This window comes from Maribacter taeanensis, from assembly GCF_047345145.1.
In the GTDB taxonomy this organism is placed as follows: Bacteria; Bacteroidota; Bacteroidia; order Flavobacteriales; family Flavobacteriaceae; genus Maribacter_C.
Window position 1 is genome coordinate 564860 of sequence record NZ_JBLFER010000002.1, and the last position, 19673, is coordinate 584532.

Annotated in this window: 17 protein-coding genes; 7 read left to right on the forward strand and 10 right to left on the reverse strand. The window is 40.1% G+C overall.

Going from position 1 to position 19673, the window contains the following annotated elements:
- The first annotated feature begins 298 nt into the window (after positions 1 to 298).
- The 3 genes from hemH (at position 299) to ACKWCD_RS08370 (ending at position 4102) form a co-directional block, all read left to right on the forward strand.
- Positions 299 to 1330 carry a ferrochelatase gene (gene hemH / locus ACKWCD_RS08360; RefSeq protein ID WP_413983487.1) on the forward strand — a complete coding sequence of 344 codons (1032 nt, stop codon included), beginning with the start codon at positions 299 to 301 and terminating at the stop codon, positions 1328 to 1330.
- 234 nt (positions 1331 to 1564) lie between these two features.
- A complete protein-coding gene (locus ACKWCD_RS08365) occupies positions 1565 to 2944 on the forward strand; it encodes an MATE family efflux transporter (protein WP_413983488.1) in 1380 nt (459 codons plus the stop codon).
- A 60-nt stretch (positions 2945 to 3004) separates the two neighbouring features.
- Positions 3005 to 4102 carry a lactonase family protein gene (locus tag ACKWCD_RS08370; protein WP_413983489.1) on the forward strand — a complete coding sequence of 366 codons (1098 nt, stop codon included), beginning with the start codon at positions 3005 to 3007 and terminating at the stop codon, positions 4100 to 4102.
- A gap of 186 nt (positions 4103 to 4288) precedes the next feature.
- Here ACKWCD_RS08370 and ACKWCD_RS08375 read toward each other — a convergent pair whose 3' ends face one another.
- From ACKWCD_RS08375 to ACKWCD_RS08395, 5 genes are all read right to left on the reverse strand, one after another.
- The gene (locus ACKWCD_RS08375; protein ID WP_413983490.1) at positions 4289 to 4717 is read right to left on the reverse strand and encodes a nuclear transport factor 2 family protein; all 429 of its coding nucleotides are present in this window, start codon (positions 4715 to 4717) and stop codon (positions 4289 to 4291) included.
- A gap of 80 nt (positions 4718 to 4797) precedes the next feature.
- Positions 4798 to 6513: a serine hydrolase domain-containing protein gene (locus tag ACKWCD_RS08380; RefSeq protein WP_413983491.1), complete on the reverse strand. Its 1716-nt coding sequence runs from the start codon at positions 6511 to 6513 to the stop codon at positions 4798 to 4800.
- A gap of 20 nt (positions 6514 to 6533) precedes the next feature.
- Entirely contained in the window at positions 6534 to 7745 is a 1212-nt protein-coding gene (locus ACKWCD_RS08385) for a PQQ-dependent sugar dehydrogenase (RefSeq protein ID WP_413983492.1), read from the reverse strand.
- A gap of 10 nt (positions 7746 to 7755) precedes the next feature.
- Positions 7756 to 9018: a hypothetical protein gene (locus ACKWCD_RS08390; protein ID WP_413983493.1), complete on the reverse strand. Its 1263-nt coding sequence runs from the start codon at positions 9016 to 9018 to the stop codon at positions 7756 to 7758.
- Between the two features lie 88 nt (positions 9019 to 9106).
- Positions 9107 to 10021 carry a helix-turn-helix domain-containing protein gene (locus ACKWCD_RS08395; RefSeq protein ID WP_413983494.1) on the reverse strand — a complete coding sequence of 305 codons (915 nt, stop codon included), beginning with the start codon at positions 10019 to 10021 and terminating at the stop codon, positions 9107 to 9109.
- A 238-nt stretch (positions 10022 to 10259) separates the two neighbouring features.
- On the opposite strand from ACKWCD_RS08395, the gene ACKWCD_RS08400 reads away from it, so the two are divergent.
- From ACKWCD_RS08400 to ACKWCD_RS08415, 4 genes are all read left to right on the forward strand, one after another.
- Positions 10260 to 11618: a serine hydrolase gene (locus tag ACKWCD_RS08400; protein ID WP_413983495.1), complete on the forward strand. Its 1359-nt coding sequence runs from the start codon at positions 10260 to 10262 to the stop codon at positions 11616 to 11618.
- Between the two features lie 197 nt (positions 11619 to 11815).
- A complete protein-coding gene (locus ACKWCD_RS08405) occupies positions 11816 to 12880 on the forward strand; it encodes a helix-turn-helix domain-containing protein (RefSeq protein ID WP_413983496.1) in 1065 nt (354 codons plus the stop codon).
- A gap of 98 nt (positions 12881 to 12978) precedes the next feature.
- The gene (locus ACKWCD_RS08410) at positions 12979 to 13587 is read left to right on the forward strand and encodes a hypothetical protein (RefSeq protein ID WP_413983497.1); all 609 of its coding nucleotides are present in this window, start codon (positions 12979 to 12981) and stop codon (positions 13585 to 13587) included.
- A 656-nt stretch (positions 13588 to 14243) separates the two neighbouring features.
- Positions 14244 to 15923 carry a serine hydrolase domain-containing protein gene (locus tag ACKWCD_RS08415; protein WP_413983498.1) on the forward strand — a complete coding sequence of 560 codons (1680 nt, stop codon included), beginning with the start codon at positions 14244 to 14246 and terminating at the stop codon, positions 15921 to 15923.
- Between the two features lie 337 nt (positions 15924 to 16260).
- Here the strand turns inward: ACKWCD_RS08415 and ACKWCD_RS08420 are convergent, their stop codons facing one another.
- The 5 genes from ACKWCD_RS08420 to ACKWCD_RS08440 form a co-directional block, all read right to left on the reverse strand.
- A complete protein-coding gene (locus ACKWCD_RS08420) occupies positions 16261 to 17031 on the reverse strand; it encodes an SH3 domain-containing protein (protein WP_413983499.1) in 771 nt (256 codons plus the stop codon).
- Positions 17032 to 17523: 492 nt separating this feature from the next.
- Positions 17524 to 18210, reverse strand: a complete 687-nt coding sequence (locus ACKWCD_RS08425) for a hypothetical protein (RefSeq protein WP_413983500.1) — start codon at positions 18208 to 18210, stop codon at positions 17524 to 17526.
- A gap of 15 nt (positions 18211 to 18225) precedes the next feature.
- Positions 18226 to 18774 carry a hypothetical protein gene (locus tag ACKWCD_RS08430; protein ID WP_413983501.1) on the reverse strand — a complete coding sequence of 183 codons (549 nt, stop codon included), beginning with the start codon at positions 18772 to 18774 and terminating at the stop codon, positions 18226 to 18228.
- 94 nt (positions 18775 to 18868) lie between these two features.
- On the reverse strand, positions 18869 to 19147 hold the full coding sequence (locus ACKWCD_RS08435) for a DsbA family protein (RefSeq protein ID WP_413983502.1): 279 nt from the start codon (positions 19145 to 19147) through the stop codon (positions 18869 to 18871).
- 204 nt (positions 19148 to 19351) lie between these two features.
- Positions 19352 to 19618, reverse strand: a complete 267-nt coding sequence (locus tag ACKWCD_RS08440) for a hypothetical protein (RefSeq protein WP_413983503.1) — start codon at positions 19616 to 19618, stop codon at positions 19352 to 19354.
- Positions 19619 to 19673: the final 55 nt, after the last annotated feature.

The following is a 19673-nucleotide window of genomic DNA, read 5'->3' on the forward strand; positions in this document are numbered from 1 at the left end:
GGGTTTTTTAGGAAAATTATTGAAGGTCCTCTCCCTAACCCTCCCTAAGGAGAGGGAATTCATTTGTTTTCTAAGTTGGATTACCAGAGAATTAGAGAGTCCCCCTCCCTCTGGAGGGGTTAGGGGAGGACTTTTCATTAAAATCGACAAACCCTATACCACCATCGAAAAACAAATGAAAGCTTTTGAAGGTAGAATGCCGTTTGTGGCTTATTTTTGCACCTGAAAAAGAAAAGATTCCCGCCTTTACTGAAACTAGTTCAACACAAGCGCGGGAATGACAATAAATAACTTAGTGATGAAGGGAGTTTTATTAGTAAACTTAGGTTCTCCAGACAGTCCTACCGCCAAAGATGTAAAGCCGTATTTAGATGAGTTTCTGATGGATGAGCGTGTAATTGACGTTCCTAAAGTGTTGAGAAACATTTTGGTACGCGGAATCATTTTACAAACCCGCCCAAAGAAGTCTGCGAAAGCATACGCTAAAATTTGGTGGGATGAAGGTTCTCCTCTAATCGTACTATCTGAACGTTTTGCTGAGAAGGTGAAGAAGCATACCGATATGCCCGTTGCCTTGGGAATGCGTTACGGAAGCATGTCAATCAAAAAGGCACTTCAGGAGTTAAAAGATAAAGGTGTCGACGAAGTGCTTTTGGTGCCTTTGTATCCCCACTACGCAATGTCATCCTATGAAACGGTAGTAGTCAAGACAATGGAGGATAAGAAGAAATTCTTCCCGGAAATGAAGATTACGACTTTACCCGCTTTTTATAAGAGTCCGGAGTATATTAAAGTCCTGTCGGAAAGCATTGCTGACGGATTAAAAGATTTCGACTACGACCATATTTTGTTCTCGTATCACGGAATTCCAGAAAGACATATACGTAAAAGTGACCCGACAAAATTCCACTGTAAAATTGATGGAACCTGTTGTGGGGTAAACTCGGTTGCACATAATACCTGTTACAGACATCAAGTTTATGAAACTACGGAATTGGTTAAAAACCATCTCGGACTATCCGAAGAAAAAATAAGTACTTCCTTTCAATCGCGACTGGCAGGGGACCCCTGGCTAAAACCCTATACCGATTACGAATTTGAGCGTTTGGCGAAAGAAGGCAAAAAGAAATTGGCAGTTGTAACGGCGGCCTTCGTTTCTGATTGTCTAGAAACCCTAGAAGAAATCGCCATGGAAGGCAAAGAGCAATTCGAAGAAGCCGGAGGGGAACACTACAAACACATTCCCTGCTTAAACGATAACGATGCCTGGGTAGCCGTAATGGCGAAATGGTTGAATCAGTGGCAGGCGACAGAAGCCTTGCCAGTTTAAGATTAGTTAGTCATAAGTCCCCTCCTTATTTTCAAGGAGGGGTGCCCGCAGGGCGGGGTGGTTCAGCTCAGGAACACGATCTCAACTAAGCACTGACGTCACTGCACGACGGCGGGCGGGTTTGCGAGGAGCTGAACAAGTATTGAAATCAGAAGTAAGAGTAAAAGCGACGTGGCAACCTGTTGAACCTCGATATACTTTCAACAGATTGCCGCGCTGCGCTCGCAATGACGAATGGCAAAAATAACCTCAGAAGAACTCGGAACACTCCCTATTAGCAAACTGCTGATAAAGCAGTCTATACCCGCTTCTATTGGTATTTTAGTGATGTCCCTCAACATTCTGGTAGATTCTATTTTCGTAGGAAATTGGATTGGCTCCATCGCCATTGCTGCCATCAATGTAGTACTTCCAGTTTCTTTTTTTATCGGCGCCTTGGGTATGGCGATTGGTATCGGAGGGTCAAGTATTATCTCGCGGGCGCTCGGAGCGAACAATAAGGCTAAAGCTGTTAAGACCTTCGGGAATCAAATTACCTTGACACTTTTAGTTACGATAAGCATGGTAGCCTTGGGCTTGTACTATGTCGATTCGCTAATTCCGGCCTTCGGGGGTAAAGGAGCTATTTTCGACCCAGCCAAAATTTACTACACCACCATTTTATACGGAATTCCTTTTCTAGCACTTTGTATGATGGGAAATACGGTAATCCGGGCCGAAGGAAAACCAAAATTTGCCATGATTGCCATGATTATTCCATCTGTAGGAAACTTGTTGATGGATTACATCTTTATCTATATTTTCGATTGGGGCATGCACGGAGCGGCCTGGGCTACCACAATTGGATACATACTTTGTTTCAGTTATGTACTGTACTTTTTTCTTTCGAAAAACTCCGAATTAAAATTGAATCCGAAATGTTTTGCCTTGGATTTTTCCATCGTAAAAGAAATCAGTTCGCTAGGTTTTGTTACGCTTTCACGGCAGGCCACTACGAGCATCGTGTATTTGTTAATGAATAATATACTGTTCGATTTGGGCGGGGAAGCGATGGTGGCCGTATATGCCATTATTGGCCGAATGCTCATGTTTGCATTGTTTCCCGTGTTCGGGGTGACTCAGGGTTTTCTCCCTATTGCAGGATATAATTATGGTGCTAAAAAGTATCAAAGGGTACGCGAAAGTATCAATACGGCCATTAAATATGCAGCAATTTTGGCAACTGTTGTTTTTATAGGGCTCTTTATTTTTCCAGCGGAAATCGCATCCCTTTTTCTGAGTAGCAAAGAGGGATTATCCGCCAATGAGTTAGCCATCAATGCCTTTGTTTTGGAACATACACCAACAGCCATGCGATGGGTTTTCGCGGCTACTCCAATTATTGCTTTGCAGTTGATTGGAGCGGCTTATTTTCAAGCAGTTGGCAAAGCAATTCCTGCATTGCTATTGACACTGACCCGACAAGGCTTCTTTTTCATTCCGCTTATTTTGATTTTACCGAGCTATTTTGGAGAATTAGGGGTATGGTCATCATTTGCCATTGCAGATGTTCTGGCCACTATTGTTACAGGTTGGTATCTAAACAAGGAAATCAAAAAAGATTTACGGCAATAAGTACTATGGATTGAATTTCCACTATTTTTAAGGACTTAGAAATAGACAATCCATCATCTCATGAACATCAAATCAATCCTTCTTTTAGCCCTAGCCATGACCGTAATTCAATGTAATGAACAGGAAGAATCTAAATCTACAACCTTGTTTGTTGGCACCTATACCGATGCCGAAAGCGAAGGCATTTATAAAATGCAATTTGATACGGAGACCGGAAAACTTACTGCTTCAACGTTAGCTGCTGAAATTACGAGTCCGTCGTATTTGGCGATTTCAAAAGAGAAAGACTTTTTATATGCCGTACAAGAGGTGAATAGTTTTGAAGATACAGCTGGCGGAGTAACTGCTTTTTCCTTAAAAAATGATAGCCTAACGGAATTGCAAACCGTTTCTAGTAAAGGAGCACACCCCTGTCATATCAGCTTATCGCCTGAGGGAGATAAAGTTGCGATTTCCAATTATACCGGTGGAAACGCAAGCGTCTACAATGTTGGTGCTGACGGAAAATTATCAGGACCTTCAACCATCATGAATCACTTTGAAATTGATACGATGAAGACGCCCCATGCTCACATGGCCCAATGGGTGAATGAGGACATTTATATTGCTGATTTAGGATTGGATGCGGTTCTAGCATATGATGACGAAGCTGAAGAAATGGCAAAACCAAAAACGACGCTCTCATTACCAAAGGGTGCAGGTCCACGTCATTTTACAAGCACCCAAAACGGAAAGTTTCTATATGTCATCAATGAACTCAACTCAAGCATCTCAGTATTCGAAAAAGACGCTTCAGGAAACTACAGTTCAAAACAAAATGAATCCACTTTAGCGGCAGATTTTGAGGGAGAAAGCTTCTGTGCAGACATTCATGTTTCTGCCGATGAAAAGTTTTTATACGGTTCGAATCGAGGCGAAAACACTATAGTCGTTTTCTCCATAGACCAGCAAAAAGGAGGCTTAACGCTCGTTGGTCGTGAAAGCGTACATGGCGATTGGCCCAGAAATTTCACCCTAGACCCTACAGGAAAATTCTTATTAGTAGCCAATCAAAAAAGCGACAATATCACTGTCTTCAAAAGAGATACTGAGAAAGGGACACTTACCTTTTTAAACGAGGAGAAATTGTCGAAACCTGTTTGTTTAGTGTTTTTGTAGTTAGAGACAAGAGACAAGAGACAAGAGACAAGAGACAAGAGACAAGAGACATCTATACTGTCATCTAGAGCGGAGTCGAGAGCTTAGGAACAAGCATCTCTCCCCTAAAGTTTCGAGGCGTTCGACGTGACAGACTACAGAAAAACTACTTGGAACACGAGTTCTATTCTACATCAAGAAAGCCAATTACCCCTCAGGCATCCTCGTAGCCGCCTTACTAATAATTTTCCACTGATCTTCCAGCTTTTTAAGAATAAACAAATCAATGAATATCATTTCACCCTTGTTAATATTGATTTCGACTTTGGCTGTGGCGATATCATTTGCTCGGTCGACGGATAGAATTGTTCCAACCCTGCCATTGAACTTTCCTTTTTCACGCTTTTTGAAGAGTTCGGCATATTCTGCAGCGGAAAGAATCCAAATGGGCTGGTCTTTTTTTGATAAGAACATTCGGGCATCTTCATAGAAAGGTGCGACGATTTTTTCAGGATCGTTGTAAGAGCTACCGTCGATATAACTTTGAAGCGATTCGCGAATTGCATCTTCTTCGTTTTGGGCTACGCTTGTTGTGCATGCTAACAGGAGTGCTGCAGTAAGAAATAGTGTTTTCATAATAGTGATTGTAAATTCTTATTCTGATTTTATATGGGTGATTTTGCCGTTTTTGTAATCCTTATGACGCTCTTATTTTTTTAGCTTTCACTTAGTTTTTTAAAATATTGACTCCCGATATTTGTTGTCCTGATCCAAAGGCCATTGATGTTACCTTTCTTGTCCCTTTCAAATTCAACATTATCGAAATAGTAGGCATCACTAGTGAATTTATCAGATTTATATGGAGTTATTACAAAGTCAGCACTGCGGTTATGAGAAACAGTTATCTTTCCATCCTGCATTAACAATTTATATAGTACATTAAGGTTTTCACACCAAAATAATCCTGTAAATTCAGCAAGTTGCTCTGTATCATAAGTGACCAAATCGAATTTCTCATTGAAATATTGAAATTCATTTCCTCTCTCTCCCCAAGCAAAAATCATTAATTCTTTATCAGATTTTTGCTCAAATCGGATACTGTAGCTATCTGGATTTTCTGTAAGAACAAAGGTGTTTTTAGAAATTGGCGCAAGTTCACTTTCATTTCCTTCAGAACGATAATAATAAAGTTTGCCATCTTTTAAATATATTTTTCTCATGTATGAACTCTCCTTGTTCCAATAGGTGCCGCAGAATTTTTGAAGTTCAGGAATGCTTAATTTTATAAAATCATTTTTGGTGATACTGTCTTTTTTAACTGGTATTTCTTCTTTTATAAAATCATTTTTTAAAAATAAATCGGCAATTTTAAGTGCTGCCCCTTCGGCATGAAAATCAAAAGAATTTCCGAGTACCACTACCCCAAAATCTTGTTCTGGAAATTGACCGATATACGTCATAAAGCCATAATTTCTTCCATTTTGCTCAATTCTTTTAAGTCCTTTATACGGACTCGTAAATTGTCCATATACGGCATATGAAGATGAACCTTTACCGTGTGTGGATGAGCCATCATTGAGCAGGGTAGGGATTTGCATTTTTTTAATCAGGTCAAGGTTTCCCACCTTGGGTGACCCAAAATTCAACATCCAACGAGCCATGTCTTCAGCCGTAGAGTAAAGTGTAAAATCAATAGGGTAATTAAAATAGTTTTCATTTTTAAAATTTTCGCCACTACCTGAATATTTGTTAGATCGATTTTTTATTAGGCTATTTTCAATAGTTCCATAAACGGTATTGGTCATATGAAGCGGTTTGAATATTTGAGTCTCTATAAAATTTACAAAAGAATTTCCTGATACTTTAGCAATAATTTCAGAAGCCAACAAAGTTCCAGAATCACAAAAACGATATCTATCACCGGCATCGTAAACATTTGCACTTAGCCCGTAAATTATTTCAAGTGCTTGCTCCCTTGTTTTAATATCCTTTGCTTCCCAGCCAGCAAGCCTTTGAAGCGTTGAAAAATTAGGGATGCCATGAGTATGGGTGAGCAGATGATGTATTGTAATAGGTTTTCCAAAATCAGGCATTTCAGGAAGATACTTCCGTATATTATCTTCTAAAGAAAGTTTTCCTTGCGATTCAAGCAATAGAACAGCAAAAGCAACAATTTGATTTTGGACTGAATTCAATTGAAATTTAGTCTCTGTCGAAATGGGTGCTTGGTGTTCAAGGTTAGCACTCCCAAATTCATTAGAATATATTATTTTACCTTTTTGAACTACAGCTACCGCCGCTCCAGGTGTATCAGGTTGATTCCATTCCGAAAATATCGCCTCTATTTCTTTGTCAAAAGACTGTTTGGAGTTTTGAGCTAAAGCAACAAGGGATGTTAGTATGAGAAGTATTGTCGAATAATGGGTTTTCATTTACTTCAGGTTTTAAATTTTTAATATTCTGCTTGTATTCGAATGATTTTTCCATTCTTGGGTTCGTTGAGGTATTCGGTAAGGAGGTATAGTTTTCCTTCCGGACTCATAACCGCCTTCCGAGAACGTTCGCGATTGTCAACAAAGAGTTCTTCCATGCTTTTCACGGTTTCTCCTTCGATTCGAATGCGCCAAAGGCTTCCGCGGGAGAGTCCGGGGACTATCAAGTTGTTTTTCCAATCGGGGAATTCATCTCCGGTGTAAAATGTCAGTCCGGTAGGGGCGACGGTATGTTTCCAGTACCAAATGGGGTCGGTATATACTGTGCCGGCTACTTTTTGTGGCACGAATTTATTTCCACGATACGTGCCTGTTGTGATGACGGGCCAACCGTAGTTCGCTCCTTTTTTAAGCATGTTAATCTCATCACCTTGGTTGGTGCCATGTTCACTAAACCAAATGTTTCCGGTTTTAGGTTCGACCGTGATTCCTTGGGCAGCTCGAATTCCGGAAGCATATAATCCAGGAATAGCATCAGGACCAAAATCAGGGTTATCTTCTGGAATACTTCCATCGGGATTAAGCCTATAAATCTTCCCGCGCCTATCGTTTAGGTCTTGAGCAATGGGCACCTCAGGTTGGTAATCTTCATTAAAAAGGCGTTCCCCGACGGTGACGTATAACTTGCCATCGGTGCCAAAAGTCATCCCTCCCCCAAAATGAAATAAGCCATGAGAATAGGGCAAAGCTAATAGCAGTTGTTTGACATTGACTAAAGAATCATTTTGCAATTCTGCGCGTATCACCTTTGTGGTAGCTCCACCTTCTCCTTTGGCCGTGTATGAAATATAGAGTTGTTGGTTTGTTTCAAAATTGGGGTCGGTCAAAACTTCTAAAATTCCTGCATTATAGGTCACTTTCGTGCCATCCTCCAATCCTCCAGGGAATGTTCCTTTCGAATAATCTGCTTTTCTATAGATGAGACTATCCGTTTTGTCCGTGGGAAATCCTTTGATGCTCTGTTTTTCTTTAGTGTTCAAATCAATGCGCAGAAGGTCACCGTCTTTTTCGGAAAGCAAGACTTCTGTTTCCGATAAAAAGGCCATGCTCCAAGGGCGTGATAAACCGTCAATAATGGTTTCTTTTGCTGGATTCGGATACGATGGAGCTTCAACTTTTACTTCGGTTTTGCAGGCCGAGAGAATCAGAAGAGCTAACAGTATTTTTTTCATGGCTTATATTTTAGTTATCATAATTCAAAATGGCTTCTTTTTCAACAGCCGGAATGACAATTAGGTCATACCGTTTTATTAAATCCTGTACTTGTTCATCTAAAAGATATTTTACGGGCGTATAATGCGATTCTTGAATCATTTGCTGCAGGTCAATGACCGTCCATTGGTCTTTTTTGGCAGCTTGTACCAGTGTGGCGAATCGATGTGCCATGGTATTTTCTTGTTTCATCAAATCTTGAATAACTCCATTTTTCGACTTAAACCTCGGTACTATTCCGATATGTAGCGATTTGCTTCCATTGTAATCTGCGATTTCGCTTAAGGTATTCCCTACACCGTAAAAAGCATAGGGTTGAAATCCCCGGGAAAGGAAATTCTTATCCCATTTTACGAACAATTTATCCTGATGAATATCGAAATCGATACCTTCCAATTCTTGACGTAGCAATCGCTTTTCTTCATTGACCCGCCATTTGTTTTTCTCAAAAAATTCCTTTTCCACATAAAACCGGCAGTTCTTAATGCTATTGTGGAAGGCTTCTACTATAACTGCATTTTCAGGGGATTTTTCACCTGCCATTTTAAGAAAGTCTTGAATGGTTTTCGAGTTTTCCACCTCTTTTACAAATGCTTGTAAATCGCCATTTCGGTTGGTGTACAATTCCATTAAGATAGTTATACTTTCTTGGTGTAAAGAGCGCTGTTTTGGCTGTTCCTCTTTGGATAGATTTCTGTAGAGTTGGTCCAGCAGCCAAGGCAGATTATTCCAAGATTCGTTTCCAAATCCAACGATTCTCCATTTTAGCTCTCCTGCTTTTTGAACGAAACGAGCATCTGCTACGGACTTGATATCTGGCATCGGAAGGAAAAGCCTTTCCTTTTCTTTAAAACCATAAGTGTTATCTAGCGCTTTTAAATTTGAGACCAAAGAATGGGGTTCTTTCGTCATGGAATGCAACAAACGCGCTGAAGGCACACCAATACCCAAGGCCATAGTTTTGTATTCAGAACGATTCAATTCAGGAAGTAGGGCCGCTGTAAAATCAGAACTACTTTTAGAATCAGGGTAATCGCCCAACAAGGTAAATTGCGCTTTGGCGATTTCCTTTTTTAGGAATTCTGCTCCTTCACCTTTCAATTGTCCATCTGTTAATGAGAAATGATAGCTTATCGGTTGTAGCGTTTCCAACGAAAGGGAATCTTGCCCAATAACCCAAGTTGAAACTCCCAAGAAACAAATCAGTAAAACGGACTTTTGAATTGAACTCATAGCATCGCTAATTTGATTCAAAACTAGGGGTGACTTTAATAAAATCCTTTAAAAATCATGATTCTTAAAACGAAAAGTCGAAAAACAATTATAAAGAGACCTGCTGTTTTCGATATTGTGAAGGGGTTAATTGAGTGGCAGCTTTAAAAGCCAAATTGAAGGAAGTCACATTGCCAAATCCACAATCGTAGGCTACAGTAGAAATTTTTTCTTGGGCGTAAGCCGAGTCGACTAAGAGGTCTTTGGCCTTTTGAATACGATACTGGTTGACAAATTCCGAAAAATTCTGTTGCTCGTTCTCATTGATGACTTGCGATACATCCCGAGAGGGAATGCCTAACTTTTGCGCCACTTGGGTCATATTCAGTTCACTATCAAGATAAAGGGTTTCGGTTTCAAAAAGCTCTCGAATTTGTTGCATGTGCTTTTTAGAAGTTGCTGCATCCATAGAGGAATTCTTATACTTTTCCAAAGCAAAGACGGGTTGCTTCAATAGCAGAAAAGAAAAGGCATAGAGCAAGAACGAAAAGAAAATAGCCCCACCAATATAATACGGAATCAATCCAAAAAGATTCCCCATATAAAATATCCAGATTAAGACCACGCCAACGACCAAATTGCGATACCACACCCAAACAGACCGCTTGGCCTGCCCTTTATAGTTTACCAATAAACCGATGGTCAACACCAAGTAAACCGCCAAATGCGAAAAGGCTATCAAATAACTCGCATTCGGAAATGCTCCGTAACCATTGGGGATGTACTTACAAAAACAAACGAAAAGAACAAACGGAATCAGATGTATGTAATTGCGCTTAGAAAATCGCTTTTCTTTCACCAAAAGTAATCGGCCGTAAAACCAAAGAAACGGCCCAGCCATCATTACCCCAGATATGCCCAAATTTCGTTGCCAAGGTTCTAAATCGAGATAGACATTCAACACTGATTTACCAATGCGAATAGTCAAACCCAATAAGAACAAGGCCAAAAAAATATTCGCCATTCGATTTCCCTTTTTTAGTGTAAAAAGGTAAATGCAAAGGAAAATGGCTTGTACAACACCAATACAACTTAAAACAAGAATAATAGCATCTTGGGTCATGAATTAAAAGTAATAAGAATTTAGGTGTCCAATGCAAATTTTCAGTTTTGCTTAGATTCCGATTTTCAAACTTCCATTAAAACTTTGTAACAATGAATCAGTAATTGTAACTTATGGGGTATCATATAAAAGTGGAGGTATGAAAAAACTAAGCATCCTAATTCCGGTATTTCTATTGATAAGCAGCTTTGGCTTTGCCCAAATCTCTCAAGAAGTTCAAGATAATATCAAACAAAGAGTAGACTCTGAAAAACATGTTGGTATCGTAGTCGGATTTCTGAAGAACGGAGAAGAAACCTATTATTCCTATGGAAAAACGGCTTTAAAAGAAGGCGCTGATTTGAATGAAAATTCTGTTTTTGAAATCGGGTCTATCTCAAAAGTCTTTACTTCTATATTACTTTCAGACCAAGTTTTGAAAGGAAATATGGCTCTTGAAGACCCCCTCTCCAAATACCTTCCGGAAGGCATTAAAGTTCCTGAACGAAATGAAAAGCAAATTACCCTGAAAGATTTGGCTACTCATACCTCTGGTTTGCCTCGAATGCCGGACAACTTTCGACCTGCTGACCCCAACAATCCCTATATAGAATATGAGAAAGAACAGATGTATGAATTTTTATCATCCCATGAGTTGACAAGAGATATCGGTGCGACCTATGAGTATTCCAATTTTGGCATGGGCCTCTTAGGGCATTTATTAGAATTACAATCCGGTAAGAGTTATGAGGAATTGGTAAAAGAGCGAATAGCTGCAGTTTTAGAAATGACAGATACGGGAATCACCTTCAGCCCAGCTATGGAAGCGCGACTAGCGAAGGGTCATGCATACGGCTCTGAAGTAAGTAATTGGGATATTACGGGTTTGGCCGGCGCGGGAGCAATTCGCTCTACGGCCGCTGATATGTTGAAATTCATAGCTGCTAACATCAATGCTACTGATTCGCCAATAGCGAAAGCAATGAAACTCAGTCATAAAACAGCATTTCAAAATGAAGAAGTTAATTTCGAAATCGGACTAGGTTGGCATTTTGCAAACGAGGGTACCGTTGTCTGGCACAATGGCGGCACAGGTGGGTATCGCGCATATGCGGGTTTCAACAAAAATGACAATACTGGCGTTGTTGTTTTGACAAATTGTGTTGAAAGTGTAGATGATATTGGCCTACACCTTCTAAACCCATCAAATAAATTGGCGAGTTCTGAGCCAAAAGAGGAAACGCCTGAAGTTGAGGTAGCCATAGCGATATTGGAGACCTATGAGGGCACCTATGAATTTGCTCCAACCTTTTCCATTGAAATCACCAGAGAGGAGAATCAACTCTTTGCACAAGCTACAAGTCAACCCAAATTTCCCATATATGCATCGGCCGAAGACACTTTTTTTCTAAAGGTTGTTGAAGCAAATGTGGTATTCAACAAAGATGCCGAAGGAAAAGTGACCAGTTTAACGCTAAACCAAAATGGACAAAGCCCCAAAGGAAAAAAGGTCAAATAGTTTTTCTTTGTAAACCCTTAGTTTTATCCTTGCAAAGAATACGATATATTTGAAAGAGTAACTCCTCACCGATGCAAATGCTACCCTTACAGGGCTTTCCACAGTTTAATATATACAGTACCCCCTTATTGATTTTGGTGGTTCAGGGGCTTATATTATGTTTTTTACTGTACAGCAGATATTACAAAAGACGTTCGGTGCTAGATGTATTGTTGGCCTGCATTTTGCTGATTATGTGTTACCATAGAACCACGTATACCATTGGTTTTATGGATTGGTACGACACCTACCGCAACACGAAAATCAATTACTTTTTAGTGAGTATGGAAATGTTGATGGCACCGCTCATCTATTTCTATGTAAAAAGTGCCCTGACCCCCAATTTTAAGCTTCAAAAAAAGCATTTCAAACATTTTATTCCCTGGCTTATCTTTTTTGTGCTTAAGATGGGAATTTTGATTTATGACTCCCAACAACCAGGGTTTGCAGAGAATCAGAATGGGTATTTGGTGGTTAATTTTGAATGGCCGTATCTCAGTCGAATTGTATCAGTTTTTTCAACGGCACAGATGCTTTTGTATTTGGCCTTCTCTTTTCAACTTTTCTACAATTACAAAAAAGACATACAACAGTTTTTCTCGAATACCGCGAAAAAGGAATTGAACTGGATTCGTAATTTCCTCTTCATCTACTCTTTTATTTTCCTATACGGGATAGGTCAAATTTTCATAGAAGAATTTATTGTAGAAATGAGTTGGACACAACGCTGGTGGATTCAATTCTTCTCCGCTTTGGCACTGCTATATTTCGGAGTAAAGGGCTATTTTACGGACTTTGATTTTCTAAGCATTTTTGAAAAACCCAAAAGCAGCTTCGAACCAAAACGTTCCGTAGCGAATGCTGATGACGTTTCTGAAAAGATTGAAACAGGAAAAAAAGCTATCAACACCTTATTTCAAGACGAAAAGATTTTTCTAGATCCAGAATTAAACCTCACCCAATTGGCTGAAAAAACCAAATTGAACCGAGCTGAGGTCTCCGAAATCATCAATTTGGGTTTCGGAAAGAATTTTAATGACTTTGTCAACCAGTTTCGCATTGAAGAGTTCAAAAAACGTTTGGGTGGTGGCGACCACCAACAATTTTCTCTGGTTGGTTTGGCCTTTGAGTGCGGTTTTAACAGTAAAGCTACCTTTAATCGCGTCTTTAAAAAAGAGATGAAACTTACCCCTACGGAATACTTGAACACCCTGAAAGAATAAGGTCTCAAATAATTTGAGACGTCTCCATTTTATTTAAGTCGTTGGGGCAAAAGTACTTTCCCAAATTTGCTCCAGTAATAATCTTAAATTAAAATGTCATGAGAAAAACAACAACAATTATCACCGTACTTCTATTCGTATTCACTTCATGTAGCACAGCGCAAAAATCGAATCTTGAAATCGCACAGGGCACTTCAATGGAATTGGATTACCCCAACTACAACATGTATGAGCTCCAACTCAAAAACAGTACCGGTGCAGACTTAGAAGTAAAAGTAGAAAACAAAGAAACCGGCGAATTCGTTCGCGGCTTCGGACTAGGCCCTTTAGGAAAAGTAGAAGTCATGGTAGAACAAGGCAGCAAAATCGTGTTCACCAACAATTCCAATAAAATGGGTAAGCTTTCGGTGAAGATGTTGAATACCGATGTAAAACTAAAAGCTACGAGTAGCGACGAGCGCATCAGTTTTAAACTAATCAACCCAAGCAATGAATCGATTCCCTTAATCATTCCCAACGTGATGAACCCGAACCTATCTCCCAATTCATCAAGCGGAGTAGATTTAAAAATAGGCCAAGAACTCCTTTTCAGAAATGGTTTAAAAAGATACGTTCTACTAACCGTAGATGATTCCATCAAAGAAGGTGATGAAATCGATGTCTACGAGATATTGCAACAACGAAAAAAAGAACTGGGCTTAAAATAGAAATTGAATAGGAAACATTTTTTTCAGGCTCCCCTCCTAATTCTAGGAGGGGAATGAATCCGCCGGATGGCGGAGAAAGGGGTGGTAAAACCCAAGCCATAGCGTTTTGAGACAAACCTTGATAGCAAGCAATCAACATAGGAGTTTACCACCCCGCCCTGCGGGCACCCCTCCTTGAAAAAGGAGGGGACCTATTTTCTTACACTTAACAAACAAAGTATTTTTTTAAAGCTCCCCCTCCTTATGCAGTGAGGGCGACGCTGCGAGACGACATAGTGTAAGCTCTGGGCGAGATGAAGTGTTGGCATGGCCGACGGGGGGTTAACCTATGGACACGAAAAGCAGAATCTCAGGGGAGGACCTTTAAACTATCTGCTAACAATCCAATAATCTAACAATCCCACCAACACTGTCATCCTGAGCCTTTCGATGAAGTTTATCCTGAGCGCAGCCGAAGGGCTCAAGACAGGCTCCGTCGAGAGCATTGGAACACCCATCTCGAATCCGCTCGATGTGACGCACTATTGTAGAACGCCTAGAAACTCAAAAACGAGCACCCAAACTATAAATCCGTATCGCATTCCTAAATATACTTGCGTTTAGAAATAAATATTTTAATATCTTCAACGTAGTTTCCCGTTTAAAACATCAATCAAATGAAAGTATTTCAATCAATGCCACTAAATGTGGTTATTTTCTTTCTGAGCATATGCTCAGTAAGCTGTCAAACTTCTTCAACTTCCTCGGATACAGAAAAATCCATAGACAAAATTTTCGCGAATTTTAATGATATCAGCAGGCCCGGAGCTTCGGTAGCCGTGGTACAAAATGGCGAAATAGTTTTCAAAAAAGGCTATGGAAGTGCCAATTTGGAGTATGATATTCCCGTGACTCCCGAAACGATTTTTCATGTGGCTTCGGTATCAAAACAGTTCACAGTGTTTGCCATTTTACTACTTGCCGAAGAAGGTAAACTATCCCTTGATGACCCCATTCAAAAGCATATTACTGAAGTCCCGGATTTCGGACAAGAGATAACCCTAAGGCATCTGGCAACCCACACAAGCGGTATGCGTGACCAATGGGATCTCTTAAATTTAGCGGGCTGGCGATGGGACGATGTGATTACCAAAGAACACATCTTAAAAATAATAGCCAAACAAAAGGAATTGAATTTCACCCCTGGCGAACAATACATGTATTGCAATTCAGGCTTTACGTTACTGGCTGAGGTGGTGGCGCGTATTTCAGGAAAGTCCTTTGCCAAGTTTACAAAAGAGCGCATGTTTGAGCCCTTAAAAATGACCCATTCACAATTTTACGACGACCATACTAAAATAGTGAAGAATAGAGCCTATTCGTATTATCCGAATGGCCCCTTTGCTTTTGTGAAAAGCAGGTTGAATTTTGCCAATGTTGGGGCGACAAGTTTGTTTACCACTCCTGAGGATTTAGCCCTTTGGGCTATGAATTTTAAAAATCTCACGGTGGGCAGTAAAGCCATCGTGGAGCAGATGAATACCCTGGCCGTTTTGAACAATGGCGAAACTTTTGGTGGTGCTTATGGGCAATTTGTAGGACCTTATAAAGGATTGCAGCAAATACAACACAGCGGAGGTGATGCGGGTTACCGCGCGCATTTAGTGCGTTTCCCCGCTCAAGATTTTGCAGTTGCTGTAGCTTCAAATTCAGGGGTTTCTAATCCCTACAATTTGGCCTTACAGGTCGCCGATTTGTACTTAGAAGATGCATATAAAATTGAGGAAGAAGCTTCCAAAACCGAGGTAAAAACAATAGCCTTATCTGAGAAAGAACTCAAAGCCTTTGAGGGTCATTATTGGGATGCCAAAGATATGTATTCAAGAAGAATTCATGTAAAAGATGGCAGCTTGCAATACGATCGTGGCAGTGGAAATGTTACTGAATTGGCACCTATAGAAAAGAACACCTTTAAAATGCAAAATATACCGACCGATGTTCTAGTGAAATTCACTTCGAAAGATGGGAAGAAAGGCATGATCGTATCAGAAGGAGAGACTGTTTTAGGTACTTTAGTAGAATATCAAGCTATCGACCGAGCGTCGATAGACATGAAACAATATTTAGGCAGCTATACCAGCGAAGAGTTAAGCACCACCTATACCATTATCGAGAAAGAAGGCAAATTGATAGCCACCCACCCAAGAGTTTCCGACGGACCAGTAAATTTTGTAAAAACAGATTTTTTCAATATTGGGGGCAACACGGTAGAATTCACAAGAGACACGAATAACAATATATCAGGACTAAAAGTCTCCGGTGGAAGAGTGAAAAACCTAAAGTTCAGCAAAGATTAAATAAGACTTTTAAAGCTTCCCTCCTTATGCAAGGAGGGACGACGCTGCGAAAGCAGTGGGCGAGTTGTAGCGCTGGCAAAGCCGAATGGCGGAAAAAGAGGTGGTAAAACCCAAGCCTTGGCCTTTTGCAACAAACCATAAGAACAAGTAATCAACCTAGCAGTTTACCACCCCGTCTTCTTGCGTCGCTTGCAGCGAAACAAGAATCCACCCCTCCTTGAAAAAGGAGGGGAGCAGTTATTTCTTTGTCCGACCTAAAACTCAACAAACTAGGAACATATGCACAATACGCAAATCGCAAAATGCGTACAGCGAAAAGCGTGCAGCGAAAAGCCTCTCAATCCACAAACCCCAAATAAGAAACTAAAAACGAATTCGGCGATTTCCGAACCATATCCACCCCATAGCCAAAACCCTCGGCACGATGGGAGTATTCAATCTTTTTAAGCGAATTCCCCTCACGCTCAGTAGCGATAAAGCTGTCCCAAACATCAGCAGGTTTTTTAGGGTCTTCGGTAACCGTTTTGGCAGCTCCTTCGGGATTCGGAAAGCCTAAGCTTTTGGGAATCCCATACATGGCCGATACAATGTAATAGGCCTCATGCCACTGACTCACAGGCAGTACAAAAGTATCGGTAGTACCCTCATGAAAATCGGGGTCATTGGCTTTGCTTTCGTAACTAATGTCAGGATAGGTTTTTTTTAAATCTGCGATATAGTCTTCCACGGATTCCCCTTCCTTCAGCAATCGAATAGGGGAAAGGTAGCCGCTAAAGGCAAAACCCCTTTGCCCTTCGTATTGCACTTCAAGCATAGCACCTTCAATATTTTCGATGGCCATATCGGTAGCAGCAGGTGCATCCAAAAGAATCACCGGACTTCCCAAAGGCATTGTAGCTAGCTTTTCGCTAGAGAGATTATCTTCCTTCCGAAGACTGAGTCCGCTTGGGGTAAGCACATAAAGAGAATCGGCTTCACTATCTTGATTCGGAACATCAGCAATTTCCTTAGAACCATTCGATTCTTGAGCTTTTGGCTTTTCAGCCTTCTCCCCACAACCCAAACTCACAAGCAACAAGAAAAACAGAAACGACAGTATACTTTTCATAAGAAGCGTTTTTTCAAAAGTACGAATGAATTGCTCTATTGTCATCCTGAGCCTTTCGTCTGCGCTCAAGACAGGCTCCGTCGAAGGGCTAGGAACATATGCGCTTCACGCAACACGCCATACGCAAATCGCAAAAAAGCGTGCAGCGTATAGCGTATAGCGTACAGCTAAAAAACTAACAACCATCGGTCCCGCAACTATCACCTTCACCTATTACCTCCACGGGTGAAGAAACTTTTGTGAACGCCTCCAAAAACACCTCCACCGGCTGCGCGCCAGAAATACCATATTGGTCATTGATAATAAGGGGACACCCATTCAACGCCCCACGCTATACGCAAATCGCAAATCGCAAAAAGCGTGCAGCGTATAGCGTTTAGCGTAAAGCGAATAAAGCTACTTTTATAGGGTGTTTTTGCATGGCAAAATTATGTTTATGAGTTATGAAGAGTTGGTCGTGAAAGGTTGGGGAAACCTACTTCACTTTAGCAATCAACTATTAATTATTCGTTCAATTTTTTCTTTTAACAAAGGCAATCTATCAGTCACAATTAGTGGATGTATATGGCATGAAATAATTTCTATAAAGTTGGTGCTCTGTTGTATTTTGATTAGCTCTTCTTTTAAAAATTGTTTAATTTTTGAGTGATCATTTTCTATTTCTTCGACAATAGTAGTTCTGTTATCTAATACATAAATAATATCTTCAAAATCATGACTTGTTCTATAATCTGTACCACGGTCATTAAAGGCTTCAAATTTTGTTGCCAAATAGCAGGGTGCTGAAAAAACACGAATGTTTTGGCCTTTAACTGTCGCTGGCCATAAATTTTCAAAACCAATGGTATACCACTTGTTTGCTGGGCCAATTGAGCTATCTTTAGCAGGCATAATGTCTACAGCGATGTCTTTATATAAATACCTGCATATCGAAGGTCCGTTGGGGTCAGGACTAAAGCCTAGATCCGCTAATCGTTCTAGCATTTGTGCCCAATCTGCATAATTTAATAAGTTGATTGTTAAATCTACATCTGCTGTAGGTCGTATTTCATCTGCCGAGACATCATCTGTATATACGCTTATTATGGCTCCGCCAATAAAGACCATCTGGTCTTTCAATTCTTTTAGAGCTTCTGCAACTTCTGCAACGGTAGCGATATTGATAATTTTGTTTTCCATAACTGTAATTCGCACTTAAATAGTCATTGTTCTGTCAAAATTGGCATCCTCCTTTAAGATTCTAAGTTTTAGTTCTTTTATAGCAATTGCCTTTTCACGTGCTCTACCAACACGTAAGCCATCTACCAGGGCTAAAAGCTCATGCAATTTTTCATCTTTTCGAACCGCTTCAATAACGGTTGGGTATAAAGGTTCAATGGCTTGGCCTCTTAGTTCTCCTTTGGCATAGGGCCAAACATAGTGCTCATTGCTCACTATTATGGTATTCAAAGGAGGAGCTGAATGTGCCGTTGGTATGCCGCGAACCAAAGCACCAGGTTGTTGCGGATACACATACCGTAAGCCATACTCTAAAAAATCGCATAGCGCTAAGCGCATTAAATGTTTTTTATCTGGTGCTATTAAACCAGCAAATTTTGATCGGTTGATACTTTCACTTACTTCGCTAGCGCTTATGCTGAGCTCATGCGAAAGGTCTTTCATATACCATTTTTCTGACCCTTTTGCGGCAATTTTTAATAAAATCACGATATCGTGGGGTCTCATACCGCTATGTTTTTTCATGACTAGTAGCTTTGTTATCAGACAAATATAAATGAAATATATTAATTCGCGAATCGCGAATCGAGAATTTTTCTGATAAATACATATGAATTCTTTACAGAACTCCCAAAATAAGAGTAATGCCTTCGCCAGCTTCTGTGATGTGCATCATGGCATCAGTAAGGTCTCTATCTCCAAATTTATTGGTGAGGTAGGTATCACGGTCATAACCGGCTTCGGGTATGGTAGGGTCTAACTGAAAAGGGTGCCAAGTGACTTCTACGGGGGCACCTTGCCATTGTTGTAATGCGCTTTCTAGTCTGCGCTTACCGACATAGCACCAAGGGCAGGCGACATCTGATACTACGGCTACTTTTATGGGATGTTTTTGCATGGCAAAATGAATTTAAGGGTTATAAGGCAGTTGGTCGTGAAAGGTTGGGGAAACCTACTTAGATTGATTTTTGTATTTGGCAGCTAAGTAAAGGAAGTGGCGTAGTGATTTAAATCGGACATTTCTAAAAAAAACTATTTGATAGATAGTTTGGTATCTCCTTCGAGCAGCGGAGCTTTTCTTTTATGGAAAAATACAGTGTTTCTAATTGATAGCTTTTATCAATACTATTTTGCCCTTTTTTACTAGTGATAGTTTATCAAATTCACTTACCGACTCTAATCTTTTTTTTCCGATGGAAAATCGACGATACTTATAAGACACTTTCCTGTTTTTATATAATTTTCCTTCAAACTTAAAATCTATATATTTTGATTTTTTGAATAAAGTCATAATATCATAATCTTGAGTATATGCCCAGGTAATTATGCCATAATCTCTATTCCTTTTTTTAATTTTTAAAACAATCATAATTGACATTTAAAAGCTTAAATTAAGCTTTTTTTTGAATAAAAGAAACTATATT